Genomic DNA, 25,789 nt, shown 5'->3' with positions numbered 1-25,789 from the left:
GGCCGCGTCCAACGATCATTGATCGCGGTACGGCATATCCTCTTCCGGCCCCAGGTACACCGGCACGCGCCAGCCCACTTCACGCAGCGAATGCTGCACCTGGTTCTCCACGCCCAGCAGGGTGGCGAAGATGGCCATGCGCACGGCGATGCCGTTGTCGGTCTGCTTGAAGATGGCCAGGCGCGAGTCGTGGTTCAGGTCCACGCTGAGGTCGTTGGCGCCCGGGCGCGAGTCGCGCGGCAGCGGGTGCATGATCAGCGTGTGCGGGCCGCAGGTGGCGTTGACCAGGGCCTGATTGATCTGGAAATCGGCGCTGTAGCCTTCCAGGGTCTCGTCCTGGGCAAAACGCTCCTTCTGGATGCGCGTGGCGTACACCACGTCGGCGCCCTTCAGCGCGGTGTGCAGGTCGTGGGACTGCTCCACGTGGTGGCCGTGGCTGGCCAGGTATTCCACCAGGTGGGTCGGCAGCATCAGCGACTGCGGCGACACCAGGGTGATGCGCAGGTTGCGGTACAGCGCCAGCAGCTTGCTCAGCGAGTGCACGGTGCGGCCGTACTTGAGGTCGCCGGCGAAGACGATGTGCGCGCCGTCGATCAGCTTGTCCAGGCGCGAGAATTCGCGCTGGATGGTGTACAGGTCCAGCAGCGCCTGGCTGGGGTGCTCGCCGGGGCCGTCACCGGCGTTGATCACCGGCACGTGGGTGGCCTGGGCAAATTCGGCGACCGCGCCCAGGTCGGGGTGGCGCACCACGATGGCGTCGGCGTAGCCGGCGATGACACGGCTGGTGTCGTGGATCGACTCACCCTTGGCCATGGACGAGAAGGTGAAGCCGGTGGTGTCGCACACCGAGCCGCCCAGGCGCGCGAACGCCGAGCTGAAGCTCAGGCGCGTGCGGGTGCTGGCCTCGAAGAACAGGTTGGCGAGCACCGCGCCTTCCAGCACGCGAGTGGTCTTCTGGCGGCGGGCGATGGGCTGCATGATGTCAGCCACGCGCAGCAGGTCTTCGACCGAGTCACGGGTATAGCCGTCCACCGACAGCAGGTGATGACCCATTTCACTGTTGGCGGCGTGAATGTGTACACCCTGTGTATCCAGCGCCACACCTTTCAGAATCTCCAGCATGAAGCGCTGGGCGATGTCGGGCATCTTGCGCATTTCCGGCGACTCGTCCGGCAGCAACCAGCTGTCCAGCGCCCGGCGAGACACGCCAATGCGCTGCGCCAGGGCGTCGCGGGTGAAGTTGAGACGGCGCATGGCATCGCGCAGGAAAACTTGTTGGGACATGGAGGGCGGACTCGGCTGGATATACACGCTGCGGATTATCCGCGCGTGCCTTGGCTGATGCAAGCGGTGTTCTAGGACGCGGCCTTTGGCCGCTGCTACACCCTGCCCCTTCCTCTCAAGGGCGGTTCAACAGCGCCAGGCGCACTGCCAGCATGGTCAGCACCGTTGCCAGCCCCAGCGACTGCACCTTGGCCCAGCGCCCGTTGGCCGCCAGCCGCCGGTAAATGGCCGCGCCGAACACCGCCAGCAACGAATGAAACACCGTGGCCGTCAGCGCCAGCATCACCCCCAGCTGAATCAGCTGCCAGCCCACCTGGCCACGCGCAGGCTCCACGAATTGCGGCAGGAACACCATGAAGAACAGCAGCGCCTTGGGGTTGAGCAGGCTGTTGAGCGTGGCCGAAAACAGGATGCGCGCCAGCGGCAGCTGCTCGCGGCTGTTCAGCGCGCCCAGGCCGCCACCGCGCAGGGTCTTGAACGCCAGCCACAGCAGGTACAGCGCCCCCGCATAGCGAATCAGGTCGAACGCCGGCGGCCAGCTGGCCACCAGCGCGGTCACGCCGGTGGCGGTCAACACCGCAAGGCTGAGGTCGGCGATGGTGATGCCCAGCGCCGCCATCAGGCCACCGCGCCAACCCCGGGCGATGGCCTGGCCGAGCACGAAGGCCATGTTCGGCCCTGGCGAGAGCAGCAACAGAATCACGGCCAGGAAAAACACCGGCAGCGTATCGAGGGAGATCATGGTGCTGCGTCCTTGCCTTGGAAATTGAACCGCCAGCGTACGCGTAGCCGGGCATGGCGTCCCATAACAGTGAGGGGCAATTTCACCCGAGCAGTCGAGTTTCATCTTCCACGGGTTGACGTCCCCGCCCGGCATAGGGCACCGTAAAGCCATGAACAACGCCCTGCGCACCACCTCGACCCGTACCACCACGACCGCCACCGGCGGGCCGTGCGGCGAGGCGTGAGCAACACCTGACACGCAACACCCAAGGCCCCGCCAGCAATGGTCGGGGCCTTTTTTGTGCCGCACCGGCGCTGGTTATTTCAAGGAGAAACACCATGGCTGCATTGAAGCTGAACCGCCCTGCCCTGCTGATCGTCGACGTCCAGGTAGGTCTGATCCACGGGCCGCAGAAGCCCTGGCAAGGCGAGCGCCTGCTGGCCACTATCAATCAGGTCATCGCCAAGGCCCAGGCCGCTGGCGCGCCGATCCTGGCGGTGCGCCACACCGGCCCAGACGGTTCCCCCATCGCCCAGGGCAGCCCGTTCTGGCAGGTGGCGCCCGAGTTGAACCTTTCGCACGGCAACGTGCGCCTGTTCGACAAGCAGGCCTCCAGCGCCTTCCAGGGTACCGACCTTGAGCAGTGGCTGAAGGCCGAACAGGTGGAAGACCTGGTGATCGTCGGCCTCAAGACCCAATACTGCGTCGATAGCGCCTGCCGCGCCGCCGCGCAGCTGGGCTTCAAGCCGGTGCTGGTGGCCGACGGGCACAGCTGCATGGACACCGACCTGCTGGCCGCCGAGGTGATCATCGCCCACCACAACCAGACCCTGCATGGCCCTATCGCCCGCGTGGCGGCGGCCGCAGAGCTGCAATTCTGAAGCGCTGGCGATAAAAAACCTGCTTGCAGGCCATGAAAATACTGGCCTGCAAGCCCCCCACAGCAGCCCTCGGGGTTGGTATTGTTCCAGCTGGTCTGGAGCCGTGGTACGCGACTTGCTGGTTGCCTGCCACTTGCCAACATCGAGGTCCGCCGTGGCTGCCTACAACCTGCGTCAACTGAAGTATTTCATCACCACCGTCGAATACGGCAGCGTCGCCGAGGCGTCGCGCAAGCTGTACATCGCCCAGCCGTCGATCTCCACTGCCATCAAGGCGCTGGAAGACAGCTTCGGCGTGCAACTGCTGATCCGCCATCACGCCCAGGGCGTGTCCCTCACCCCCAGCGGCGCGCGCTTCTACCGCAAGGCCCAGGAACTGCTGCGCATGGCCCGCGAGTTCGAACAGAACGCCCTGGCCGACAATGACGTGGTGGCCGGGCAGATCGACATCGGCTGCTTCGAAACCGTGGCACCGCTGTACCTGCCGCAACTGATCGCCGGCTTCAGCGCGCTCTACCCCGGCGTCGAGATCCGCATCCGCGACGGCGAACAGCAAGAGCTGGTACAGGGCCTGACCTCGGGCAGCTTCGACCTGGCCATCCTCTACAAGCACGACCTGGACAGCACCATCGAAACCGAACCGCTGATGCCGGCCCAGCGCCCCTACGCCCTGCTGCCGGCCGACCACCGCTTCGCCCGGCAGCCGCAAGTATCGCTGCGCGACCTGGCCACCGAGCCGATGATTTTGCTCGACGTGCAGCCCAGCCGTACCTATTTCGTCAGCCTGTTCGAAGAACTGGGCCTCACCCCGCGCATCGCCTTCAGCTCGCCCTCGATCGAAATGGTGCGCGGCATGGTCGGCCAGGGTTTCGGCTTCTCGATACTGGTCACCCGCCCGCACTCGGAATGCACCTACGACGGCAAGAAGGTGGTGTGCGTGGACATCGTCGAGGACGTCACGGGCTCGGGGCTGGTGGCCGCCTGGCTCAAGCGCGGGCAACTGACCAAGCCGGCGCAGCTGTTCGCCGACTACTGCCGCGAGCAGCTGACGGCCAAGGCAACCGCCGCTCCCCCCGCCCCGTAACAGCAACTGTCTTGAGAGCGCGTTGTCTGCATCGCGACTAAAGTCGGCTCCTACGCCGTTCGTGGTAGGAGCCGGCCTTGGCCGCGATGCAGGCAACGCAATTTAAGGGGTATATGCATTCACTCCCGGGCGCCGCGGTGAGCCTGATGCACCGCGCATGCAAGACGCCGCCTGGCGGCAGCTGCTACAACCTGTGGGAGCTGGCTTGCCAGCGAGTTGTTGGGGCCATAAAAGCTCGCTGGCAAGCCAGCTCCCACAAGGGAAAGCGGCTATCATGCTTGGCATCCGGCCCTAAAAGGATTCCAGCCGCCCAATGCCGTTCTTCGCCAAAACGCCACGCCCGCCACGCCCCCTGCGCCTGCTGGCCCCCTGGCTTGCCGGGGCGCTGCCGCTGGTACTGGGCCTGGGTATTCTGTACTGGCAGGCCGAGCGCGACCTGGCCGCCAACGCCCAGCACACCACCGAACAGGCCCTGGCGCAGTTCGAGCTGATGCTCGACAACGTCGCCGAATCCGCCAACGCCCTGCTGCCCCTGGCCGGCCAGCCCTGCGCCGAGGCCACCCTGGCGCTGCGCGAGCAGGTCACCCGCCGGCCCTTCGTGCGCTCCACCAACCTGGCGCTGAACGACCACCTGTATTGCAGTTCGCTGTTCGGCGAGTTCAGCGAGCCCATCAACCCTGGCGATTACGTGGACGGCCACCTGTGGCTGATGGACGGCAACCCGGTCACCCCTGGCCACGCGCTGCTGGTGTACCGCGCCTTCGATGATGACCAGACTGCCCTGGCCACCCTCGACGGCTACCACCTGGCCAACGCCCTGCGCATGATCGGCCGCGAGCAGACCGTGCTGCTGCAAGTGGGCAACAGCTGGCTGGCACCCGACGGCCAGGTGCACGACGCCCCGGCGCCAGCCTTCGCCGTGGCGCCGACGCAGCTCACCTCCAGCCGCTACCCGCTCAGCGTCAGCAGCGGCTACCCCAGCGGTGAAGCCTGGCGCTGGGTCAGCGGCCAATACCCCCTGTTGGTGGCCCTGCTGGTGGTGCTCGCGGCCCTGGCAGCCGGGCTGTGCCACTGGCTGCTGAACCGCCCGCAGTCGCACCGCGCAGAGCTCGCCCGGGCGCTGGAGGCCAACGAGTTCCTGCCCTATTACCAGCCGGTGGTGCGCAGCCTCACCGGGCGCTGGTCCGGCGCCGAGGTGCTGATGCGCTGGCAGCACCCGCGCGAAGGCCTGGTGCCGCCGGACCTGTTCATCCCCTTCGCCGAGCACTCGGGGCAGATCGTGCCCATGACCCGCAGCCTGATGCGCCAGGTCGCCGATGACCTGCGCCCCCACGCCGACCTGCTGGAAGACGACTTCCACCTGGGCATCAACATCAGCGCCGAGCACTGCCAGGACCTGGCCCTGCTGGACGACTGCCGCGACTTCCTGCAGGGCTTTCCGCCCGGGCGCATCACCCTGGTGCTGGAACTGACCGAGCGCGAACTGATCCGCCCCAGCGCGGTGACCCACCAGCTGTTCGAAGCCTTGCACAACCTGGGCGTGATGATCGCCATTGACGATTTCGGCACCGGCCATTCCAGCCTGGCCTACCTGCGCGAGTTCAAGGTGGACTACCTGAAGATCGACCAGAGCTTCGTCGCCACCATCGGCAAGGACGCGCTGTCGGGGCATATCGTCGACAGCATCATTGAACTGTCCGGCAAGCTCGACCTGGGCATCGTCGCCGAGGGCGTGGAGGATGAGGTGCAGCGCGAGTACCTGGTGCAGCGGCGGGTGGAATTCCTGCAGGGTTACCTGTTCGGCAAACCAATGCCCATCGACGCCTTCCTGCAAAGCCTGCATAACCCGTAGCAGCTGCCGCAGGCTGCGTCCGCCCCCCACCGAAATAGGCCTGGCAGCCCGCGGCGCCTATCACGCGGCCTGGCGGCCGCTGCTACAAAATGGAGCATAGCGCCCCATTTTGGTGACACGCCCCGCCCCACAATGAGATCATTGCCGCCCTTACCTGCCCGTTCCACCCCGCGCTCCAGAGGCTCTCTTGTCCAAAGGCATCATCTCGTCCGTCACAGCGTCCAGCCTGTTCGCCGTGATGTACTTCTATACCTCGCTGCTCACCCCGCTCACCGGCGAAGAAATCTTCGGCTGGCGCATCCTCCTGACCGTGCCCTGCGTGACGCTGTTCCTGCTGATCACCCGCGACTTCAAGCTGGCCGTGGGCCTGCTCAAGCGCATGCGCGAGCGGCCGATTCTGCTGCTGGGCAGCATCGGTACCGCGTCGTTGCTGGGCGTGCAGCTGTGGCTGTTCCTCTGGGCGCCGCTGCATGGCCGCAGCCTGCCGGTGTCGCTGGGCTACTTCCTGCTGCCGCTGACCATGGTGCTGACCGGGCGTGTGGTCTACGGCGAGCGCCTGTCGTACCTGCAGAAAGTGGCGGTGGGCTTCGCCCTGTGCGGCGTGGGCCATGAACTGTGGGTGCACGGCAGCTTCGCCTGGGAGACCCTGCTGGTGGCGTCCGGCTACCCGGCCTACTTCGTGCTGCGGCGCAAATGCCGGACCGACCACCTGGGCGGGCTGTGGACCGACATGTGCCTGATGATGATCCCGGCCACCTGGTTCGTCACCACCGGCCCCCTCTCGGCCACCGACATGCTCCAGCACCCGGCCCTGTACGGCCTGATTCCGGTGCTGGGCATGATCAGCGCCCTGGCGCTGGTGTCCTACGTCATGGCCAGCCGCCTGCTGCCGTTCAGCCTGTTCGGCCTGCTCAGCTACGTGGAACCGGTGCTGCTGGTGGGCGTGGCGCTGCTGCTGGGCGAAAGCATCGCCCGTGACCAGTGGTGGACGTATATCCCGATCTGGCTGGCGGTGGTGGTGCTGATCATTGAAGGCTTCAAGCACCTGGTGCGCTCGCGCAGGCGCAGCATGTAACTCAAGGATGCACCAGCAACAACACCGCGCTAATGCTCAGGAATGACGCCAGCGTGGTCAGCACCAGCGCCGCCGCACAGCGCCCCTCAAGCCCGAAGCGCTGCCCCATGATGGGGTAGACGCTCATCATCGGCGCGCTGGCGATCACCACGCCGGCCAGCATCATTGGCGCCGGCACGTCCGCCAGCAGCCAGAACAGCAGCCCCAGCAGCAGGGGGTGCACCAGCAGCTTGCCAGCGCTGATCAAGCCCAGCTCCTGCAACTGGCCGCGCACCTTGGTGCCGTAGAGCACACCGCCGATCACGAACAACGCCGCCGGTGCCGAGGCCTGGGCCAGCATGTCGATGACCTTCAGCGGCGCCACCGGGATCTGCACCCGCGCCAGCGACAGCGCGCCACCGACGATGATAGACACGATCAACGGGTTGCGCCCCAGGCGCTTGAGGGTTTCGAGAATCACCCGGCGCGCCGAGCCGCCCTGCTGCTCACCCGCCTCGGCCATGGCCAGCGCCAGGGGGATCATCACCAGGTTCTCGATGACCATGCCCAGCGCCAGCGCCACCACCGCTGGGGGCCCGGCGACCATGGCGGCGATGGGGTAGCCGATGAAGCCGCTGTTGGACACCGACATGCCCATGCCGGCGATGGCGGCGTTGGCCACGCTGGCCTGGCGCACACGGCGAAACACCAGGAACCCCACGGCGAAGCTGCCCAGCGAGGCCAGGCCGTACGCCAGCAGGTAGTGGTAGTTGAACACCTCGCTGATGGGCCGCTGGGCCAGCGCGCGGATCACCAGCGCCGGCAGGCAGAAGACGATGACGAAGGTGCCGACGCCGCGCACCTGTTCACGGCTCAGCAGTTTGAGCGCCGTGGCCAGGTAGCCCAGGGCGATGATGATGAAGATCGGTGCGGTGATGGCGAGCACGTCTAGCAACGACTGGTTTCCTTTTGGACGCGGCCTGCGGCCGCTGCTACGGGAGCATCGTGATCAATCCTGGCGCACCTCGACCTGCCCATGACTGTGGCACGCCTGGGCGATGGCTTCCACCACCCGCAGGTTCTGCAGCCCGTCACGCACGCTCACCAGCGGCTGCGCCTGGCCACGAATGACCTGGCAGAAATGCGCCAGCTGGCGCGCCAGCGGGTCGGCGCGGTCCTGGCGCAGCTGCTCGCTGATGAACGGCTTCCACCACGAACGATCCTCGTCGCGGCCATAGCGTTTGAGGCGCATGGTGGGCACCGACAGCTGGCCGAAGGTGCCGCTGATCACGTAGCAGTCCTCGTCATCGTAGTGGCTGTAGGTCTTGTTTTCCTCGCTGGTCTGCTCCCAACTGCGCGGGCTGGCGGCGGTGTCCGAGAGCAGGAAACTGCCCAGCGCACCGCTGGCGAAGCGCAGGCTGATGGCCACCGTGTCTTCCACCTCGAAGCCGCGGGTGGCATGGGAAGCCATGGCCTGCACCGCGACGATCTCACCGCACAGCGAACGCAGGTTGCCGATCTCGTGTATCAGGTTGAGCAAAATCGGCCCGCCGCCCACCTGGGTGCGCCACGGGCCAGCAGCGAAGTATTCATCGGGCTTGTAGAACAGCGCCGTGCCCATGACCGCCACCAGGTTGCCCAGCAGGCCATCGGCGATCACCTGCCGGGCCTGGGCCAGGATCGGGCTGTGGGCGCGGTGGTGGCCAACCAGCAACGGTGTGTCCGATGCGCGGCTGGCCGCGTACAGGCGCTCGCCCTCCTCCAGGGTATGCGCCAGGGGTTTTTCCACCAGCGCCGGCACCCGCGCAGCCAGGCAGGCCAGCGCCTGCGGCACGTGCAGGGGGTTGGGCGTGGCGAGTATGACGCCGTCGGGGCGGAACTCGGCGAACAACGCGTCCAGCGAGGTGAACAGCGGCACGTGCAGGCGCGCGGCCAATTCCACCGCGGCGGGCGATGGGTCGACAATGGCCGCCAGTTGGCATTCATGGCTGGCCTGGATCTGTTCGATATGGAAGTGGCCGATGGCACCGGCGCCGGCTACGGCAATGCGAAGAAGGGACATATGGCTCTCTGATTATTCTTGGGGATTATTCTGGCTGAGCAATGGCCATAGCTTAATCAATCGCGATCAGGACATAATCCGCCATTATGAAGATTCAGAATGCGCAATTAGCGAATAATGAGCCTTTCCTGCGCGACCTGCAGCTCTTCTGCAGCGTGGCCCGCCATGCCAGTTTTGTCACGGCGGCCCAGGAAAGCGGCATCTCCCCGGCCCACCTGAGCAAGCGCATCGCGCTGCTGGAGGCGTCGCTGGGGGTCAAGCTGTTCCAGCGCACCACGCGCCGGGTCAACATTACCGCCGACGGCGAGACCGCCTTCACCTGGGCGCAGACCCTGCTGGGCAACGTCGACGACATGCTGCAGGCGCTGTCCGGGGTGCGCAACGAGCCGCGCGGCGCCCTGCGCATCAGCACCAGCCTGCGCCTGGGCCGCGAGTACATCGCGCCGGTGATGGCGCGCCTGCGCCAGCGCTACCCGGCGCTGGAGGTGTGGCTGGAACTGCTGGACCGGCGCGCCGACCTGATCGCCGAGAACTTCGACATCGACATTCGCGTGGGCGAAGTGCTGGAACAGCACCTGATCGCCCACCGCATCACCAGCAGCTACCGCATTCTCTGCGCCGCCCCCGCCTATATAGAACGCATGGGTAGCCCGCGCAGCCTGGCCGAACTGGCCCAGCACGACTGCCTGCTGTTCCGCGAGCGCGACCAGCGCTTCGGCTTGTGGCGCCTGCACGGCAGCGCTGGCGAGGAAAGCGTGAAGGTCACCGGGCCCATGGCCTCCAACCACAGCGACGTGGTGCGCCAGTGGGCCCACGAGGGCTACGGCATCATCATGGCCTCGGTGTGGGACGTGGCCGCCAGCCTCAAGGCCGGCGACCTGGTGCAGGTGCTGCCCGGCTACCGCCAGCCGGCGGACGTGTGGGCGGTGACCACCGCGCGCGGGGGCGAGTCGGAGAAGATTCGCGTGTGTATCGAATTCCTCAAGGAAGCCCTCACCCACGGCCCGCAAACCCTGCTGATGCCATAATTACACCCCGCTAACCCACCGTAGCCGCTGCCGCAGGCTGCGCTGGCCCTTGCCCACGCTGGAGATCTTCAGTGTACCGGCTGGCCAGCGCAGCCTGGCGGCAGCGGCTACGCAGCGGTGTCGCGGCCGTGGGAATCGAGGTATTCCTGACCTTTTATTCAATTCTGGTACGAAGGTGCAACAATTGGCACACTTCTTTCTAATGGTTTTCGACCGCGGTGTCAGGATCCCCTTTTCATTGGATCCGTTGGTGCACACAATGCACCATTTGCTAACAACGGGCAGCTACCCTGTCCAATACCAGTGCAGAAACTCCGCCAAAAGCGGTAGAACAGGAAGTCGGATCTATGTTCGAAGTGCCGTCCTCAATCAGGTTGTTGCTGTCCCGCTTCAGCCAGGCCCACGCGGGCCATTTCCACTCCCTGCGCTACGTCCGCCAGGACAGCCTGGGCCTGTCGGTCACCCGTAACGTCGTCGACCCGCCCCGCCGCCACCGCAGCAGCGGCGTGATGCTGTGCGTGCGGGTCAACGGCAACGAGGCGTTCGCCGCCACCAGCGACCTCACCGAAAAAGGCCTGGAGCACGCCTACGACCAGGCGCTGCTGCTGGCCCACGCCATGGGCCAACGCGCCCTGCTGAGCCTGCCACCATTGCAAGGCAACGCCGTTCACACCCGCTACAGCTCGCCCGCCGCCGACCAGCCGCTGCCCGATGCCGGGCACTGGCTGGAGGTGCTGCGCGCCGAATCGGCGCGCGTGCCGCAGCACGAGCGCCTGGTGAACTGGTCGGCCAGCCTGGGCATCACCGACAGCCAGCAGCTGTACGTGGACAGCACCGGCAGCGAGATCGCCAGCCACAAGCGGCTGTTCTTCCCCGAACTGGACGTGACTGCCTTCGACGGCCAGCAAAGCCAGCGGCGCACCTGGGCCATTGCCCGCCAGGGTGGCAGCGAGCTGGTGCATGAATCCGGCTTCATCGGCCAGATCGAGCAGGTGGCCGACCAGGCCCTGCAGTTGCTGGCTGCGCCCAACACCCCGGAAGGCCCGCGCGACCTGCTGCTGATGCCCGACCAGATGATTCTGCAGATCCACGAGTCCATCGGCCACCCGCTGGAACTGGACCGCATCCTGGGCGACGAGCGCAACTACGCCGGCACCAGTTTCGTCACCCAGGACATGTTCGGCAGCTACCAGTACGGCTCGCCGCTGCTCAACGTCAGCTTCGACCCGCAGGTGCCGGACGAACTGGCCAGCTACAGCCACGACGACGAAGGCACGCCGGCGCACAAGCACCTGCTGATCGAAGCCGGGGTGCTCAAGCGCCCACTGGGCGGCGCCCTGTCCCAGGCCCGCAGCGGCCTGGCCGGGGTGGCCAACAGCCGCGCCTGCGACTGGAACCGCCCGCCCATCGACCGCATGGCCAACCTCAACGTCGAGCCCGGCGACCAGAGCCTGGCGCAGATGATCGGCAACATCGAGCACGGAATCCTCATGGCCACCAACCGCTCCTGGTCCATCGACCAGGCCCGCAACAAGTTCCAGTTCGGCTGTGAATGGGCCCAGCTGATCGAGAACGGCGAGCTGGCCGGCGTGGTCAAGAACCCCAACTACCGCGGTATTTCCTCGCAGTTCTGGCGCAACCTCAGTGCCGTTGGCGACCGCTCCACCTTCGAGGTGATGGGCACCCCCAACTGCGGCAAGGGCGAACCCAACCAGGCAGTCACCGTGGGGCATGCGTCGCCGCCCTGTGTGTTCAAGCAGATCGACGTGTTCGGGGGGCAAGCGTGATGAATCACACTCTCTACCGCCGCTCCTTCGACATGCTGGAACAATGGCTGCACACCCAACTGGCCGCCGGCGAGCACTTCTCGCTGTGGTTCAGCGCCGAGGACTCGCAGTTCATCCGCTTCAACCATGGCCAGGTGCGCCAGGCCAGCCAGGTGCTGCAGATCGACGCCACGCTGCGCCTGATCCACAACGAGCGCCATGCCAGCGACACCCTGAACCTGACCGGCGACGTGGCCACCGACCGCGAGCGCCTGGGCGAAGCATTGGTTGGCCTGCGCGCGCTGCTGCAAGTGCTGCCGCCTGACCCGTACCTGCAACTGGACAACCAGGTGTTCGCCAGCGACCGCGTGCCCGACGGCAGCCTGCCCAGCGCCGACGCGCTGATCGAGCAAGTGGGCGCGCTCAGCCAGGGCCTGGACATGGTCGGCATTTACGCCGGAGGCCCGATGTACCGGGGCTTCGCCAGTTCCTGGGGTGGCCGCGGCTGGCACGTGGCAATCAGCGCCAGCCTGGACTTCAGCCTGTTCCACGAAAACGGCGAGGCGGTGAAGATCACCTACGCCGCCAGCGAATGGGACGCCGATGAACTGGCCGCGCAATTCGCCCAGGGCCGCGAGCAGCTGGCGCACCTGGGCAAGCCACGCATGACCCTGGCACCCGGCCAATACCGCGCCTACCTGGCACCGGCCGCCGTGGAGGAAATCATCGGCATGCTGCAATGGGACGGCTTTTCCGCCCGTGCCCTGGCCACCCGCCACAGCCCATTGCAGGCCCTGCAGCTGAAAACCGCCAGCCTGTCGCCCCAGGTCAGCATCGGCGAAATGGCCTCCACCGGCCTTGAGCCACTGTTCAACAGCGAAGGCAGCCTGCGCCAGGACCAGCCGCTGATCGAGCACGGCCAACTGGTGGGCCAGATGGTCAGCTCGCGTTCGGCCCGGGAGTACAGCCTGGTCGCCAACGGCGCCGACACCTACGAAAAACCTTCCTCGCTGGTGATGGCCGGCGGCGACCTGCCCAGCGCCGAAGTGCTGCAAGCCCTGGGCACCGGCCTGTACATCGGCAACCTGTGGTACCTGAACTACTCCGACGTTGGCCTGGCACGCATGACCGGCATGACCCGCTTCGCCAGCTTCTGGGTGGAAGACGGGCAGATTGTCGCGCCCATCGACACCATGCGTTTCGATGACAGCGTCTACGACCTGTTCGGTACCAACCTGCTGGCCCTGACCCGCGAGCGCAGCCTGCGCATCAGCACCAGCACCTACTCGCAACGCGACGCGCAAACCCTGTTGCTGCCGGGCGCGTTGATCGAGCGCTTCACCCTCACGCTGTAGACCGTGCGGTAAACCCCCGGGGCCATACGTGGCCCCGGGGCTTTTTATTACTGTTATTCGCCTGTGTGCCTGACGCCAACTTGAAAGACTGTTTTCACTAACGGTCGCGGGCCTTTATTTTTTTCAACCTCAGCACAGAACAATTCAGGGCTTAACTATTGGATAAATAAACACACTGTCACGCACCAAATAAAACCGCACTTTCCGGTTTGGTGCACACCCAACTAATACCCTGCACCGTGCCGATTCGATGTTTAACCCACATCGCGATCACGGCCTCGTGCAGCCCGAACTCTGCCCCGTGATGGCCGCTCGCTTGGCCGTCAGGGAGCCCTGCGCCCCGCGCCTGGAACAAACGTACAGGAATGCGACATCCCGTGGCTAAATTGGCGTCAAGCGCTCTACAGCGCAGGTTCTGGCACAGCGGTTGCTCTGTATTGACTCAGCCACATCCCCGTACAACCTTGTACATACGATAAAAAGGAAGGCGTCATGAAACCGTACACAGCCACCTCCACTTAGTTGCAGAAGACTGAATTCTGACACTATCGGCAGACTTCAGTATTGACCGCTTACTTGCGCCGCCCACAGTCGAACATTAATTAAATGTTTGAGCGGTACCGCTTTGCCCTTCTTTTTATTCGAGGGAGACTTGATGAATGACGCGGTAAAAAAGAAGCCACCCCAGGTGCCCACTTCAATCGCCCCCGCCACGCCGTGGCCCGGTATTCCATTCCGGCCCAATACGTCGCGCCCGGGTATATTGAAGAAACAACAGGTGCTGATATTGGTGGCGGTATCCGTGCTGTTGCACGGCGGGGCCTGGTGGCTGATGCAACAGGCCAAGGCGCCGGTGCCGGAAGTTGCCCCGCAGGTGCCGGAAATGACCGTGGAGCTCACCAGCCCGACGCCCCCCACCCCCGAGCCGCCCCCGCCGGAACCACCGCCGCCGCCGCCCCCTCCGCCGCCACCGGCGCCCGAGGAAGACCCGGACGCGGTGAAACCGCCGCCCAAGCCGGTGGAGAAAAAGGTCGAGAAGCCCAAGCCGGTGCCCAAGCCGCAGCCGCTGAAAAAGCCTGCGCCACCGACCCCGCCAGCCCCGGCGCCGACGCCTGCGCAAAGCGCACCGCCCAGCCCTGCCCCGGCACCGGCGGCGCCTGCGGCAGCGCCCGGCCCGGTGAAAGAGTCGGCGGCCATTTCCGGCCTGGCCAGCCTGGGCAACCCGCCGCCCGAATACCCGTCGCTGGCCCTGCGCCGCAACTGGGAAGGCACCGTGGTGCTGCGCATCAAGGTGCTGGCCAACGGCCGCGCCGGCAGCGTCGAGGTGACCAAATCCAGCGGCAAGCCGCAGCTCGATGAAGCGGCGGTGGAAGCCGTGCGCAACTGGAAGTTCATTCCGGCCAAGCGCGGCGACACGCCCATCGACGGCTTCGCCAGCCAGAGCATCGACTTCAAGTTGCCGCAGTAAACGAACTCAACCCTATTCAAGTTGTGCGAGGTAAAAACCATGAATGCTTCAATGTCCGCAATGATCGTCCCGGGCGTGCTCTGGGCCCTGGTGTTCTTCTCCGTGCTCAGCTGGGGCCTGCTGCTGATCAAGTCGGCCCAGTACCTGCGCCTGAAATCGCAGAACAAGCAGTTCACCCGCGCCTTCTGGGCCGCCCCCGACCTGCTCACCGCCGCCGAGCACTCCACCCAGTACCCCGGCGCCCTGGCGCGCATCGCCAACAGCGGCTTCGAAGCCATGGCCAGCGATGACAACCCGCGCAACGCCCAGCAACTGGCGCACACCATCAACCGCCAGGACCGCCTGGAGCGCAACCTGCGCCAGCAGATCCAGAAGGAACGCCGCGCCCTTGAAGCGGGCCAGGCGATCCTGGCCAGCATCGGCAGCACCGCGCCCTTCATCGGCCTGTTCGGCACCGTGTGGGGCATCATGGAAGCGTTGCAGAGCATTGGCGCCAGCGGCTCGGCCAGCCTGGAAACCGTGGCCGGGCCCATCGGCCACGCGCTGATCGCCACCGGCGTGGGCATCGCCGTCGCCGTGCCGGCGGTGCTGATCTACAACTTCTTCCTGCGCCGCCTGAAGCTGGCCATGGCCGACATGGACGACTTCGCCCACGACTTCGACAGCCTGGCCCAGCGCAGCGCCTTCGCCGTCAGCCGCGAGCCCATCGCCCACAAGCACGCCACCCGCGTGCAGGAGGCGAGCTGACATGGCTTTCTCCACTCAAGACAGCGACGAAGTGCTGAGCGAAATGAACGTCACGCCGCTGGTGGACGTAATGCTGGTGCTGCTGGTGGTGTTCATCGTCACCGCGCCACTGATGACCAACGCCATCAAGGTCAACTTGCCGAAAACCGACGCCGTGGCCCCCGCCGAGAAGAAAGACCCGGTAGTGGTCAGCGTCGACCAGGACGGCAAGTTCTTCCTCGCCAAGAGCGAAATCGCCCCCGAGCTGCTGGAAAAAAGCCTCTCGGACGTGAAGGCCAAGGACCCCGAGGTACGGGTGCAGCTGCAGGCCGACACCAGCGTCAACTACGGGCAAGTGGCCAAGGCCATGGCCTCCATCGAGCGCTCGGGCATCACCAGGATCTCGGTGATGACCTCGCGTTGACGCGCCGGCCGGGAAGGGGATGAGACAACCCGGCCACGCGCGGCAGTAAACGGCCGTTCCACACCTGTGTGGTGCCCCTTTGGGCACTGCAGGGGAGCGGCTTGCTTGAAGCACAGGAGTTTCGTCCGGGGCCGGCATAACCCAGCCGGAAAAAGAGGGCTCACAAGGCCATTTCACTAAACGTCTGAAAAAGTCGGAAATTACCATGTTGATGAGTTTGCAACGTTTCACCCTCAAACCACTGGCGGCCACCCTGCAACGGCGCAGCATGGTGCCGCTGTGCGTGATGGCCATGGGCATGAGCACCGTGCAGGCGGCCGAAACCACCGATGACTCCGGCACCGCCGCCGCAGCCGTGGTCGCGCCGGCCACCACCCAGTTGCAGAAGGTCGAAGTGACCGGCTCGGCGATCCGCCGGGTCGACGCCGAGACGGCCGTGCCAGTGACCATTCTGCGCGCCGCCGACCTTGAGAAGCAGGGCGTGACCACCACCGCCGAGCTGATGCAGCGGGTGACAGGCAACAACTCCATCGGCAACTCCGCCGGCTCCGTGGGCGCCGCCACCGGCGGTGCCAGCTTCGCCGACATGCGTGGCATCGGCGCCAACAAGACCCTGGTGCTGCTCAACGGCCGGCGCCTGGCCAACAACGCCATGTCCGGCACCAATAGCCAGGGCGGCGCGGTTGACCTGAACATGATTCCGTTTGCCGCCATCGACCGCGTGGAAGTGCTGCGCGACGGCGCCTCGGCGCTGTACGGCACCGACGCCATCGGCGGCGTGATCAACTTCATCACCAAGAAATCGCTCACCGACGGCACCCTCACCCTGGGTGGCGAGAACCCCACCAACAGCGGTGGCGGCGGCAGCAAGGACATGAGCGGCAGCTGGGGCTACGGCGACCTCGACAAGGACCGCTTCAACGTGATGGGCGTGTTCAACTACCGCACCCAGCAGAACCTCGACGCCAACGACCGCAGCTTCGACCAGGACTACGTGCCCGGCCGCGGCCTGGACAACACCTCGGGTACCGCCTTCCCGGCCAACTACAGCCAGAACGGCAACGCCGCGAACCCGCTGGGCGGCGCCTGCAGCGGCGCCAACCTGATCGCCAGCAACGGCGTGTGTCGCTACAGCACACGCAACTCCATCGACCTGCTGCCGCAGACCGAATCCACCTCGTTCTTCGGCAAGGCCACCGGCAAGCTGGCCGACGACCACAACGTCAACCTGGAATACTTCTGGAGCCGCAACAACAACAGCACCACCGTGGCCCCGGCGCCGCTCACCGGCCTGAGCCTGGCGCCCAGCTCGCCCTACTACCCCGGCAACGGCATCACCCCGCTGCCCACCAGCTTCGCCCTCGACCCCACGCAACCGGTGGACGTGAACTGGCGTGAAACCGCCGCCGGCGACCGCGAATCGAAAGACCAGAACACCAGCCAGCGCCTGCTGCTGAGCTTCGACGGCACCGTCGGCGGCTGGGACTACAACGTCGGCGCCGGCTATAACCAGAACCAGGTGGTGAACAGCGTCACCGGCGGCTACGCCAGCGACGCGGCACTGACCTCGGGCCTGGCCAGCGGCCTGCTCAACCCGTTCGGCGCGCAGACCGATGCCGGCCAGGCGTTCATCGACGCCAACACCTACCACGGCGCCTACGCCGTCTCCACCGGCCGCGTGGCCTCGCTGGACGGCAAGGTCACCCGCGAGATCGGCGACTGGTTCGGTGCCGGCCCCGTGGGCTTGGCCCTGGGCGGCGAGTACCGCAAGGAGAAATACCACGAGTCGGTGGCCGACTGGGCCGGTGACCTGTCAAGCCTGGGCGTGGACCCGGACAGTTCGGTGTCGGGCGAGCGCAGCATCAGCGCCGAATACGCCGAGATCAACGTGCCGGTGATCGACAGCCTGGAACTGGGCGCGGCGGTGCGCCACGACAAGTACAGCGACTTCGGCAGCACCACCAACCCCAAGTACACCTTCCGCTTCCAGCCGTTCAAGGAACTGGTGATGCGCGGCGCCTACAGCGAAGGCTTCCGTGCCCCATCGCTGTATGAGCTGAACAACCCCACCTACACCACCTTCACCCAGGGCAACTACAACGACCCAACCCTGTGCGCTGGCGGCGTGGTGCGCCCGGGCGGCAACGGCGGCCGCGACTGCAACCAGCAATTCCTCAACAGCACCGGCGGCAACCAGGACCTCAAGCCCGAGACCGCGCGCAACGTCACCCTGGGCTTCGTCTACCAGCCAGTGCGCAACCTGTCCATGGGGCTGGACTTCTGGTGGATCAAGATCGCCGGGCAGATCGAGGAATTCCCCGAGTCCGAAGTGTTCGCCCACCCCGACGAGTACGCCGACCGCATCGTGCGCGCCGCCGACGGTTCCATCGACCACATCATCACCGGCCTTGCCAACCTGGGTAACGTGAAAACTAGCGGTATCGACGTCAACCTCAACTACCGCTTCCCGCAGACCAGCTTCGGCCAGTTCGGCCTGGACCTGACCGGCACCTACGTGACCCGCTACGACTACCAGCAGACCATCGGCGGTGCCTACACCGACCGCGTCGGCGACTTCCAGGGCGACCAGGTGGCGCAACGCTGGAAACACAACATCACCGGCAGCTGGAACTTCGGCGCCTACCGCGCCTCGGTCACCAACCGCTTCACCAGCGGCTACAACGACTACGACCCCACCACCAACAGCCGCGTCAGCTCGTACTCGCTGTGGGACCTGTCGGCCGGCTACACCTTCAGCAAGGTGCTGGACGTGGACCTGGGCGTGAAGAACGTGTTCGACCGCGACCCGCCCTTCTCCAACCAGGCCTACACCTTCCAGAGCGGCTATGACCCGCGCTACACCGACCCATTGGGCCGCACCCTGTTCGCGCGCATGACCTACCACTTCTGATCGGGATCGACGGGGGCTGAGCTCCGGCCCCCGGCACGATCCGCCTGCGATATCGCACCCCCGGCGTCCCTCCACGCCGGGGGCTTTTTCCAGGCCCCGCGCACCTGAATGTGTACGCCTGTGGTTCGAGGAGTTTCACCATGCACCCACCCCTGAGAATTCTGCTGGCCGGGCTCATCTGCCTGGCCTGCCTGCCGGCCCACGCCGCGCCCGTCACCGCCATGACCGTGTACGGCGACGCGCCCAGGTACCCGGCCAACTTCCAGCATTTCGACTACGTGAACCCGAACGCGCCGAAGGGCGGTTCCCTGAGCCGCTCGTCCATGGAAATCGGCCAGTTCAACTACATCCTGCCCTACGTGGACCAGGGCACCGGCGTGGTCCAGGCCGACACCTGGCTGTACTCGCCGCTGGCCTACCGCTCGCTGGACGAGCCCTACACCGTCTACGGCCTGGTGGCCGAGAAGATGGAGCACGACCCCGATGGCCTGTGGATGCGCTTCTACCTCAACCCCAAGGCCACCTTCGCCGACGGCAGCGCCATCACCGCCCAGGACGTGGCCTTCACCTTCAACCTGCTGATGACCAAGGCCAGCCTGAGTTTCCGCCTGCTCTACGGCGACGTGCAGGACGTGGTGGTGGAAGGCCCGCGCCAAGTGCGCTTCAACTTCAAGAACAACCTCAACCGCACCCTGCCCCTGGACCTGGCGTCCATGCGCGTGCTGCCCGAGCACTACTGGAAAGACCACGATTTCGCCAGCGGCGGCGGTTTCGAGCCACCGCTGGGCAGCGGCCCCTACAAGGTGACCAAGGTCGACCCGGGCCGCAGCATCACCTTCGAGCGCAACAAGGACTGGTGGGCCCGTGACCTGCCGGTGAGCCGCGGCATGTACAACTTCGACAGCCTGACGGTGAATTTCTACGGCGACACCGAGATCGCCCGGCAACTGCTGCAGGCCCAGGCCTACGACTACAACCGCGAGTTTTCCTCGGGCGGCTACGTGGTGGGCTACCAGAGCCCGGTGCTCGACGACGGCCGCCTGCAACGGCAGATCCTCGCCCCCGAGCAGCCCAAGGGCGCCCAGGGCTTCGTCTTCAACCTGGAGCGGCCGGTGTTCAAGGACCGCCGGGTGCGCCAGGCCCTGACCATGCTGTGGGATTTCGACTGGGCCAACCGGCAGATCATGCGCAGCTTCTACACCCGCCAGGACAGCTACTTTCCGAAAAGCGACCTGGCCGCCACGCAGTTGCCCGACGCCCAGGAGCTGGCAATTCTGGAACCGCTGCGCGGCAAGGTGCCGGACGAGGTGTTTACCCAGGTGTACCACTCGCCGCGCACCGACGGCAGCGGCAACATCCGCCCGCAGCAGTTGCAGGCGCTGAAACTGCTGGGCGAGGCCGGCTGGCACCCCGAGCACAACCGCCTGGTCAACGCCCAGGGCGAGCAGCTGAAATTCACCTTCCTCGACGGCCAGGGCGGCTTCGACCGCCTGTTGCTGCCGATGAAGCGCAGCCTGGCGCAGATCGGCATCGACCTGGAACTGCGGCGCATCGACTCCGGCCAGTACAACAACCTGATGAACGCCCGCGACTATGACTTCACCGTGGTGCAGTTCCCGCGCAGCGGCGACCCCATCGTCTCGCCCGGCCGCGAGCTGTACAGCCTGTACGGCAGCGCCAGCGCCACCCAGCCGGGCAGCTCCAACTTCATGGTGCTGCGCGACCCGGCGGTGGACAGCCTGATCGACGGCCTGGTCAAGGCCACCACCCGCAACGACATGGTGCACTACGCCCGCGCGTTGGACCGGGTGCTGCAGTGGGGTTACTACTCCATCCAGAACTACTACAGCGAAGGCACCCCCACGGTGTTCCTCAACCGCTTCGGCATGCCCAAGGTGGCCCCCACCTACGACGTGGGCCTGGACACCTGGTGGCAGGTCAGCCCCAAGCCCCTCACCACCCTGCAAATGAGCGCGCTGGCGCACAACACCGAGGAGCACTGACATGCTGCGCTATATCTGCCGGCGGCTACTGCTGATCATCCCCACCCTGCTGTGCATCCTGGTGGTCAATTTCGTCATCGTCCAGGCCGCGCCCGGCGGCCCGGTGGAACAGGCCATCGCGCGCCTGCAAGGCGCCGGCGGCCACGGCGTGGGCGGTGGCGGCGGGGAAAGCGCCGGGGGCGGCGGCAGCCGTTCCAGCCGCGGCCTGGACCCGGCGCTGATCGAGGAGATCAAGCACCACTACGGTTTCGACAAACCCATGCACGAGCGCCTCTGGCTGATGCTGAAGAACTACGCCCACCTGGACTTCGGCAGCAGTTTCTTCCGCGGTGCGCCGGTGACCGAACTGATCGTCCAGAAGCTGCCCACCACCCTGTCCCTGGGCCTGTGGGCGACGCTGATCACCTACCTGATCTCCATCCCCCTGGGCATCCGCAAGGCGGTGCAGCACGGCACCCGCTTCGACGTGTGGACCAGCACGGCGATCATCATTGGCTATGCCATGCCGGCGTTCCTCTTCGCCATCCTGCTGATCGTGGTATTCGCCGGCGGTAGTTATGTCGACTGGTTCCCGGTGCAGGGCCTGGTGTCCAGTGACTTCGACCAGCTGTCTGCCCTGGGCAAGGTCGGCGACTACCTGTGGCACCTGGTGCTGCCGGTCAGCGCCCTGGTGATCGGCGGCTTCGCCACGCTCACCATCCTCACCAAGAACAGCTTCCTCAACGAGATCAGCCGCCAGTACGTGACCACCGCACGGGCCAAGGGCCTCACCGAGCAGCGCATGCTCTACGGCCATGTGTTCCGCAACGCCATGCTGCTGGTGCTGGCGGGTATTCCCCAGGCGCTGATCGACGTGTTCTTCGCCGGCTCGCTGCTGATCGAGACCATTTTCAACCTCGACGGCATCGGCCGCATGAGCTACGACGCCGCCGTGTCGCGCGACTACCCGGTGGTGTTCGGCACGCTGTTCCTGTTCACCCTGTTCGGCCTGTTGATCAAGCTGCTGGGCGACCTGTGCTACACCCTGGTCGACCCGCGCATCGACTTCTCCGCGAGGACTGCCTGATGTTCCGGATCTCCCCTTTGGGCCAGCGCCGCCTGGCCGCGTTCAAGGCCAACCGCCGTGGCTGGTGGTCACTGTGGCTGTTCATCGCGTTGTTGCTGACCTGCCTGTGCAGCGAGTTTCTGGCCAATGACAAGCCGCTGCTGATTCACTATCAGGACAAGATGTACTACCCCATCCTGCATGAATACCAGGAGACCGATTTCGGCGGCCAGCTGCCGTTCGAACCCGACTACCGCAGCCAGTACGTGCGCGACCTGATCAGCGCCAAGGGCGGCTGGATGCTGTTCCCGCCGATTCCCTTCAGCGACCAGTCGGTGAACTACGACCTCAGCCAACCCTCACCCAGCCCGCCCACGCGCGAGAACTGGCTGGGCACCGACCAGCAGGCCCGCGACGTGCTGGCGCGCGCGCTGTACGGGGCACGGGTGTCGATTCTGTTCGCCCTGATTCTGACCGTGGTCAGCACCCTGATCGGCGTGTTCGCCGGCGCCGTGCAAGGCTTCTATGGCGGCTGGGTGGACCTGATCGGCCAGCGCCTGCAGGAGATCTGGTCGGGGCTGCCCGTGCTGTACCTGCTGATCATTCTGTCGGGCTTCGTGGCCCCCGGCTTCTGGTGGCTGCTGGGGATCATGGCGCTGTTCTCGTGGCTGGCGCTGGTGGACGTGGTGCGCGCCGAGTTCCTGCGCGGCCGCAGCCTGGAATACGTCAAGGCCGCCCGCGCGCTGGGCGTGACCGACGGCGCGCTGATGCGCCGGCACATCCTGCCCAACGCCATGACCAGCACCCTCACCTACCTGCCTTTCATCGTCACCGGCGCCATCTCCACCCTCACCGCCCTGGACTTCCTGGGCTTCGGCATGCCCGCCGGCAGCGCTTCGCTGGGCGAGCTGGTGGGCGAGGCCAAGCAGAACCTGGAGGCACCGTGGCTGGGCATGACCGCCTTCTTCGCCCTGGCGCTGATTCTTTCGCTGCTGGTGTTCATCGGCGAAGCCTGCCGTGACGCGTTCGACCCAAGGACCTGAGCATGACCGACAACCTGATTGAAATACGCCAGCTGACCGTGGCCTTCGGCGAGCGCGAAGTGGTACACGGCATCGACCTGGACATCCGCCGTGGCGAGTGCCTGGCCCTGGTGGGCGAGTCCGGCTCGGGCAAGTCGGTGACGGCCCACTCGATACTGCGCCTGCTGCCGGGCAAAAGCGTCAACACCGGCGGCAGTATTCGCTTCAACGGCCAGGAACTGGTGGGCGCCAGCGACAAGCAACTGCGCAACCTGCGCGGCAACCGCATCGCCATGATCTTCCAGGAACCCATGACCTCGCTGAACCCGCTGCACACCGTGGAGAAGCAGATCGGCGAGGTGCTGGCGGTGCACAAGGGCCTGACCGGTCGCGCAGCGCGGGCGCGGGTGCTGGAGCTTCTGGAACTGGTGGGCATCACCGAACCTGCCAAGCGCCTCAAGGCCTACCCCCACCAGCTGTCCGGCGGCCAACGCCAGCGCATCATGATTGCCATGGCCCTGGCCAACGAGCCGGACCTGCTGATTGCCGACGAGCCGACCACGGCTTTGGACGTGACCGTGCAGCAGAAAATCATGGAGCTTTTGCGCTCGTTGCAGGCGCGCCTGGGCATGTCGCTGCTGTTGATCAGCCACGACCTCAACCTGGTGCGGCGCGTGGCCCAACGGGTGTGCGTGATGCGTGGCGGCGAGATTGTCGAGGAGGCTGACTGCGAGACACTGTTCGAGCGCCCTGCCCACCCCTACAGCCGCCAGCTGATCGACGCCGAGCCTGACGGCCGGCCGGTACCGGTAATGTTCGACCAGTACCTGCTGGAAGTGGACGACGTGCGCGTGTGGTTCCCGCTGCCCAAGCCGCTGTTCAGCCAGCAGCGCGACTACATCAAGGCGGTGGACGGGGTAAGTTTCAAGCTGCTCAAGGGCAAGACCCTGGGCATAGTCGGCGAGTCGGGCTCGGGCAAGTCCACCCTGGGCCAGGCAATATTGCGGCTGGTGGAATGCCAGGGCAGCATCCGCCTGGGCAACAAGGAGCTGACCTTGCACAGCCAGCGCTTGATGCGGCCCTTGCGGCGGCAGATGCAGATCGTCTTCCAGGACCCGTTCGCCAGCCTCAGCCCGCGCATGTCAGTGCAGCAGATCATCGCCGAGGGCCTGGAGACCCATGGCATCGGCACGCCGGCCGAGCAGGAGGCGGCGGTGATTCGCGTGCTGCAGGAAGTGGGCCTGGACCCCGCCACCCGCCACCGCTACCCGCACGAATTCTCCGGTGGCCAGCGCCAGCGCATCGCCATCGCCCGCGCGCTGGTGCTGGAACCGGCGCTGATTCTGCTGGACGAACCCACCTCGGCGCTCGACCGCACCGTGCAGAAACAGATCATCGAACTGCTGCGCAGCCTGCAATTGCGCCATGGCCTGACCTACCTGTTCATCAGCCACGACCTGGCGGTGGTGCAGGCCCTGGCCCATGACCTGATGGTGATACGCCACGGCCGCGTGGTAGAGCAAGGCCCGGCCCGGCGCGTATTCGCCGACCCACGGCACGCCTACACCCAGGAGCTGCTCAAGGCCTCCGGCCTTAACAAACGCACACCGCAAATCGCGTAGCAGCGGCCGCAGGCCGCGTCATGGACGCTGCGGTGTGCCTGATTCACCGCATGAAGCAGACGCAGCCTGGCGGCAGCTGCTACGGGGGTTAGGCGCGGGAATGAAAAAGGCCGCCCCTTTTCGGGGGCGGCCTTCGGTTTTTGCAGGCTTGACGACCTACAGCTTGTCGCCCTGCAGCACCAGCGGCGGGTTAGGCAGCCCCTGGTCCTTGCGCAGTTTGGCCACCTGCTTGGCGTCGACCGTGGCCGCCGCCGGGTTGCCGAACTGGGTGAAGACGTAGTTGGTGACCTGGGCCACTTGCTCGTCCGTCAGGTCTTCGGCGAAGGATGGCATCAGGATGTCGCCCTTCTCCATCTTGCGGTTCACCGAACCCAGAATCACCGAGACCACGTTCTTGGCGTCCGCCGCACCGGTGGTGGTGTGGTTGAACAGCGCCGGGTAGGCACCGAAGCCGCTGCCCGCGCCCTGGCCCTTGGCGCCGTGGCAGGTGGCGCAGTTGCCCATGAACAACGCACGGGCCGGGTCCTGGGCGAGGATCGCCGGGCTCTGGCCGCGCAGGTCGACGTAGCCCTCGCTCGGCTTGCCGAAGCTCGACCGCGAACCTGGCTGCTTGTCGTCGCCGATGGCCGGCACCGACTGCAGGTAGGTGGCGATGGCCGTCAGGTCGGTGTCGGGCAGGTACTGCAGGCTGTGCTCGATGGCTTCGGCCATGGGCCCGGAAGCCGTGGCGCGACCGTCGACGTGGCCGGTCTTGAGGTAGGTGACCAGCTCGGCCTGGGTCCAGTTGCCGATACCGGCAACCTTGTCCGGGGTGATGTTGTAGGCCACGAAGCTGCCCAGGTCGCCACCGGCGAACGGCTTCTTGGTGTCCATGCCCATGGTCAGGTTGCGCGGCGTGTGGCAGGTGCCGCAGTGTGCCAGGGCGTCCACCAGGTAACGGCCCTGGTTCCACTGGGCGGTCTGGCTTGGGTCAGGCTTGAGTTCGCCGGCCTTGAAGTTGAAGAACTTCCAGAACGTCATGCCCCAGCGCTGGTTGAACGGGAACGGCAGGTCGGTCTTGGGCGAGGCCTCGGCCACCGGCGGCTGCGACATCAGGTAGGCCTTGATGGCCAGCACGTCGTCGCGCGACATTTTGGTGAACGAGTCGTAGGGCATGGCCGGGTACAGCTGTTCGCCGTCCTTGCCCACGCCGTCACGCACCGCGGCGACGAACTGGTCGTCGGTCCAGTTGCCGATGCCGTGCTCTTTGTCGGAAGAGATGTTGGTGCCGTAGATCACCCCGAACGGCGTCCCCACCGGGTAGCCGCCGCCAAACGCCTTGCCCTTGGGCGCGGTGTGGCAGGCGGTGCAGTCGGCGGCATGGGCCAGGTATTCGCCACGGCTGATCAGCGCCGCGTCGGGGGTTTGTTCGGCGGCCTGGGCACCCAGGCTGGCCACCAGCGGCAGTACCGCCATGAGGAATTTTTTCATCGATAGCT

At 65.9% G+C, this 25,789-nt stretch carries 20 protein-coding genes; 15 read left to right on the top strand and 5 right to left on the bottom strand.

All coding sequences use genetic code 11. The annotated features are described in order from the left end of the window. Nucleotides 1–15 precede the first annotated feature (15 nt). Together AC0SZ7_RS23955 and AC0SZ7_RS23950 are read right to left on the bottom strand one after the other, a co-directional pair. Nucleotides 16–1,284, bottom strand: coding sequence for an aspartate carbamoyltransferase (locus AC0SZ7_RS23955; protein ID WP_475506699.1), 1,269 nt, complete (start codon nucleotides 1,282–1,284; stop codon nucleotides 16–18). 115 nt (nucleotides 1,285–1,399) lie between these two features. Next, complete coding sequence (locus AC0SZ7_RS23950; RefSeq protein WP_475506698.1) at nucleotides 1,400–2,026, bottom strand: LysE family translocator; 627 nt, start codon at nucleotides 2,024–2,026, stop codon at nucleotides 1,400–1,402. A gap of 320 nt (nucleotides 2,027–2,346) precedes the next feature. Between AC0SZ7_RS23950 and AC0SZ7_RS23945 the strand changes: the two genes are divergently transcribed. The 4 genes from AC0SZ7_RS23945 to rarD all read left to right on the top strand — a co-directional run bounded on the left by AC0SZ7_RS23945 (nucleotide 2,347) and on the right by rarD (nucleotide 6,900). Further along, nucleotides 2,347–2,889 (top strand): cysteine hydrolase family protein, encoded by a 543-nt coding sequence (locus AC0SZ7_RS23945; RefSeq protein WP_475506697.1) that lies wholly within the window; start codon nucleotides 2,347–2,349, stop codon nucleotides 2,887–2,889. Between the two features lie 154 nt (nucleotides 2,890–3,043). Beyond that, nucleotides 3,044–3,973 (top strand): LysR family transcriptional regulator, encoded by a 930-nt coding sequence (locus AC0SZ7_RS23940; protein WP_475506696.1) that lies wholly within the window; start codon nucleotides 3,044–3,046, stop codon nucleotides 3,971–3,973. 313 nt (nucleotides 3,974–4,286) lie between these two features. Next, a complete protein-coding gene (locus tag AC0SZ7_RS23935) occupies nucleotides 4,287–5,825 on the top strand; it encodes an EAL domain-containing protein (protein WP_475506695.1) in 1,539 nt (512 codons plus the stop codon). A 187-nt stretch (nucleotides 5,826–6,012) separates the two neighbouring features. Continuing rightward, nucleotides 6,013–6,900, top strand: coding sequence for an EamA family transporter RarD (rarD, locus tag AC0SZ7_RS23930; RefSeq protein ID WP_475506694.1), 888 nt, complete (start codon nucleotides 6,013–6,015; stop codon nucleotides 6,898–6,900). A 1-nt stretch (nucleotide 6,901) separates the two neighbouring features. Here the strand turns inward: rarD and AC0SZ7_RS23925 are convergent, their stop codons facing one another. Together AC0SZ7_RS23925 and AC0SZ7_RS23920 are read right to left on the bottom strand one after the other, a co-directional pair. Next, a complete protein-coding gene (locus tag AC0SZ7_RS23925) occupies nucleotides 6,902–7,834 on the bottom strand; it encodes an AEC family transporter (protein WP_475506693.1) in 933 nt (310 codons plus the stop codon). A gap of 54 nt (nucleotides 7,835–7,888) precedes the next feature. Beyond that, nucleotides 7,889–8,941 (bottom strand): Gfo/Idh/MocA family protein, encoded by a 1,053-nt coding sequence (locus AC0SZ7_RS23920; protein WP_475506692.1) that lies wholly within the window; start codon nucleotides 8,939–8,941, stop codon nucleotides 7,889–7,891. An 86-nt stretch (nucleotides 8,942–9,027) separates the two neighbouring features. Between AC0SZ7_RS23920 and AC0SZ7_RS23915 the strand changes: the two genes are divergently transcribed. From AC0SZ7_RS23915 to AC0SZ7_RS23865, 11 genes are all read left to right on the top strand, one after another. After that, nucleotides 9,028–9,969: a LysR family transcriptional regulator gene (locus AC0SZ7_RS23915; protein WP_475506691.1), complete on the top strand. Its 942-nt coding sequence runs from the start codon at nucleotides 9,028–9,030 to the stop codon at nucleotides 9,967–9,969. A 347-nt stretch (nucleotides 9,970–10,316) separates the two neighbouring features. Then, complete coding sequence (locus AC0SZ7_RS23910; protein ID WP_416423558.1) at nucleotides 10,317–11,756, top strand: TldD/PmbA family protein; 1,440 nt, start codon at nucleotides 10,317–10,319, stop codon at nucleotides 11,754–11,756. Next, a complete protein-coding gene (locus AC0SZ7_RS23905; RefSeq protein ID WP_475506690.1) occupies nucleotides 11,756–13,090 on the top strand; it encodes a TldD/PmbA family protein in 1,335 nt (444 codons plus the stop codon). Before AC0SZ7_RS23910 ends, AC0SZ7_RS23905 begins: the two co-directional genes overlap by 1 nt. 655 nt (nucleotides 13,091–13,745) lie before the next feature. Next, nucleotides 13,746–14,558, top strand: coding sequence for an energy transducer TonB (locus tag AC0SZ7_RS23900; protein ID WP_475506689.1), 813 nt, complete (start codon nucleotides 13,746–13,748; stop codon nucleotides 14,556–14,558). A 60-nt stretch (nucleotides 14,559–14,618) separates the two neighbouring features. After that, nucleotides 14,619–15,305, top strand: a complete 687-nt coding sequence (locus tag AC0SZ7_RS23895; RefSeq protein ID WP_475506782.1) for a MotA/TolQ/ExbB proton channel family protein — start codon at nucleotides 14,619–14,621, stop codon at nucleotides 15,303–15,305. Between the two features lies 1 nt (nucleotide 15,306). Further along, the gene (locus AC0SZ7_RS23890) at nucleotides 15,307–15,708 is read left to right on the top strand and encodes an ExbD/TolR family protein (protein WP_475506688.1); all 402 of its coding nucleotides are present in this window, start codon (nucleotides 15,307–15,309) and stop codon (nucleotides 15,706–15,708) included. A gap of 205 nt (nucleotides 15,709–15,913) precedes the next feature. Then, nucleotides 15,914–18,619, top strand: coding sequence for a TonB-dependent receptor (locus AC0SZ7_RS23885; RefSeq protein ID WP_475506687.1), 2,706 nt, complete (start codon nucleotides 15,914–15,916; stop codon nucleotides 18,617–18,619). Between the two features lie 140 nt (nucleotides 18,620–18,759). Beyond that, nucleotides 18,760–20,622 carry an extracellular solute-binding protein gene (locus AC0SZ7_RS23880; protein ID WP_475506686.1) on the top strand — a complete coding sequence of 621 codons (1,863 nt, stop codon included), beginning with the start codon at nucleotides 18,760–18,762 and terminating at the stop codon, nucleotides 20,620–20,622. Nucleotide 20,623: 1 nt separating this feature from the next. Next, nucleotides 20,624–21,688: a microcin C ABC transporter permease YejB gene (locus AC0SZ7_RS23875; protein ID WP_475506685.1), complete on the top strand. Its 1,065-nt coding sequence runs from the start codon at nucleotides 20,624–20,626 to the stop codon at nucleotides 21,686–21,688. Further along, nucleotides 21,688–22,710, top strand: a complete 1,023-nt coding sequence (locus AC0SZ7_RS23870) for an ABC transporter permease (RefSeq protein ID WP_475506684.1) — start codon at nucleotides 21,688–21,690, stop codon at nucleotides 22,708–22,710. The genes AC0SZ7_RS23875 and AC0SZ7_RS23870 overlap by 1 nt, the downstream gene beginning before the upstream one ends. Before the next feature lie 2 nt (nucleotides 22,711–22,712). After that, the gene (locus tag AC0SZ7_RS23865) at nucleotides 22,713–24,311 is read left to right on the top strand and encodes an ABC transporter ATP-binding protein (protein ID WP_475506683.1); all 1,599 of its coding nucleotides are present in this window, start codon (nucleotides 22,713–22,715) and stop codon (nucleotides 24,309–24,311) included. A 156-nt stretch (nucleotides 24,312–24,467) separates the two neighbouring features. Here AC0SZ7_RS23865 and AC0SZ7_RS23860 read toward each other — a convergent pair whose 3' ends face one another. Beyond that, nucleotides 24,468–25,781, bottom strand: coding sequence for a c-type cytochrome (locus tag AC0SZ7_RS23860; RefSeq protein WP_475506682.1), 1,314 nt, complete (start codon nucleotides 25,779–25,781; stop codon nucleotides 24,468–24,470). Nucleotides 25,782–25,789: the final 8 nt, after the last annotated feature.

The sequence above is a fragment of the Pseudomonas sp. JC1203 genome (assembly GCF_056175065.1).
This window is presented reverse-complemented; position numbering and strand designations above follow the sequence as displayed.

Excerpts from the sequence above, each read along its gene's own strand:
- AC0SZ7_RS23955 (WP_475506699.1), bottom strand. The coding sequence starts at position 1,284 with ATGTCCCAACAAGTTTTCCTGCGCGATGCCATGCGCCGTCTCAACTTC.
- AC0SZ7_RS23950 (WP_475506698.1), bottom strand. The coding sequence starts at position 2,026 with ATGATCTCCCTCGATACGCTGCCGGTGTTTTTCCTGGCCGTGATTCTG.
- AC0SZ7_RS23945 (WP_475506697.1), top strand. The coding sequence starts at position 2,347 with ATGGCTGCATTGAAGCTGAACCGCCCTGCCCTGCTGATCGTCGACGTC.
- AC0SZ7_RS23935 (WP_475506695.1), top strand. The coding sequence starts at position 4,287 with ATGCCGTTCTTCGCCAAAACGCCACGCCCGCCACGCCCCCTGCGCCTG.
- AC0SZ7_RS23920 (WP_475506692.1), bottom strand. The coding sequence starts at position 8,941 with ATGTCCCTTCTTCGCATTGCCGTAGCCGGCGCCGGTGCCATCGGCCAC.
- AC0SZ7_RS23915 (WP_475506691.1), top strand. The coding sequence starts at position 9,028 with ATGAAGATTCAGAATGCGCAATTAGCGAATAATGAGCCTTTCCTGCGC.
- AC0SZ7_RS23910 (WP_416423558.1), top strand. The coding sequence starts at position 10,317 with ATGTTCGAAGTGCCGTCCTCAATCAGGTTGTTGCTGTCCCGCTTCAGC.
- AC0SZ7_RS23905 (WP_475506690.1), top strand. The coding sequence starts at position 11,756 with ATGAATCACACTCTCTACCGCCGCTCCTTCGACATGCTGGAACAATGG.
- AC0SZ7_RS23900 (WP_475506689.1), top strand. The coding sequence starts at position 13,746 with ATGAATGACGCGGTAAAAAAGAAGCCACCCCAGGTGCCCACTTCAATC.
- AC0SZ7_RS23895 (WP_475506782.1), top strand. The coding sequence starts at position 14,619 with ATGATCGTCCCGGGCGTGCTCTGGGCCCTGGTGTTCTTCTCCGTGCTC.
- AC0SZ7_RS23890 (WP_475506688.1), top strand. The coding sequence starts at position 15,307 with ATGGCTTTCTCCACTCAAGACAGCGACGAAGTGCTGAGCGAAATGAAC.
- AC0SZ7_RS23885 (WP_475506687.1), top strand. The coding sequence starts at position 15,914 with ATGTTGATGAGTTTGCAACGTTTCACCCTCAAACCACTGGCGGCCACC.
- AC0SZ7_RS23880 (WP_475506686.1), top strand. The coding sequence starts at position 18,760 with ATGCACCCACCCCTGAGAATTCTGCTGGCCGGGCTCATCTGCCTGGCC.
- AC0SZ7_RS23875 (WP_475506685.1), top strand. The coding sequence starts at position 20,624 with ATGCTGCGCTATATCTGCCGGCGGCTACTGCTGATCATCCCCACCCTG.
- AC0SZ7_RS23870 (WP_475506684.1), top strand. The coding sequence starts at position 21,688 with ATGTTCCGGATCTCCCCTTTGGGCCAGCGCCGCCTGGCCGCGTTCAAG.
- AC0SZ7_RS23865 (WP_475506683.1), top strand. The coding sequence starts at position 22,713 with ATGACCGACAACCTGATTGAAATACGCCAGCTGACCGTGGCCTTCGGC.
- AC0SZ7_RS23860 (WP_475506682.1), bottom strand. The coding sequence starts at position 25,781 with ATGAAAAAATTCCTCATGGCGGTACTGCCGCTGGTGGCCAGCCTGGGT.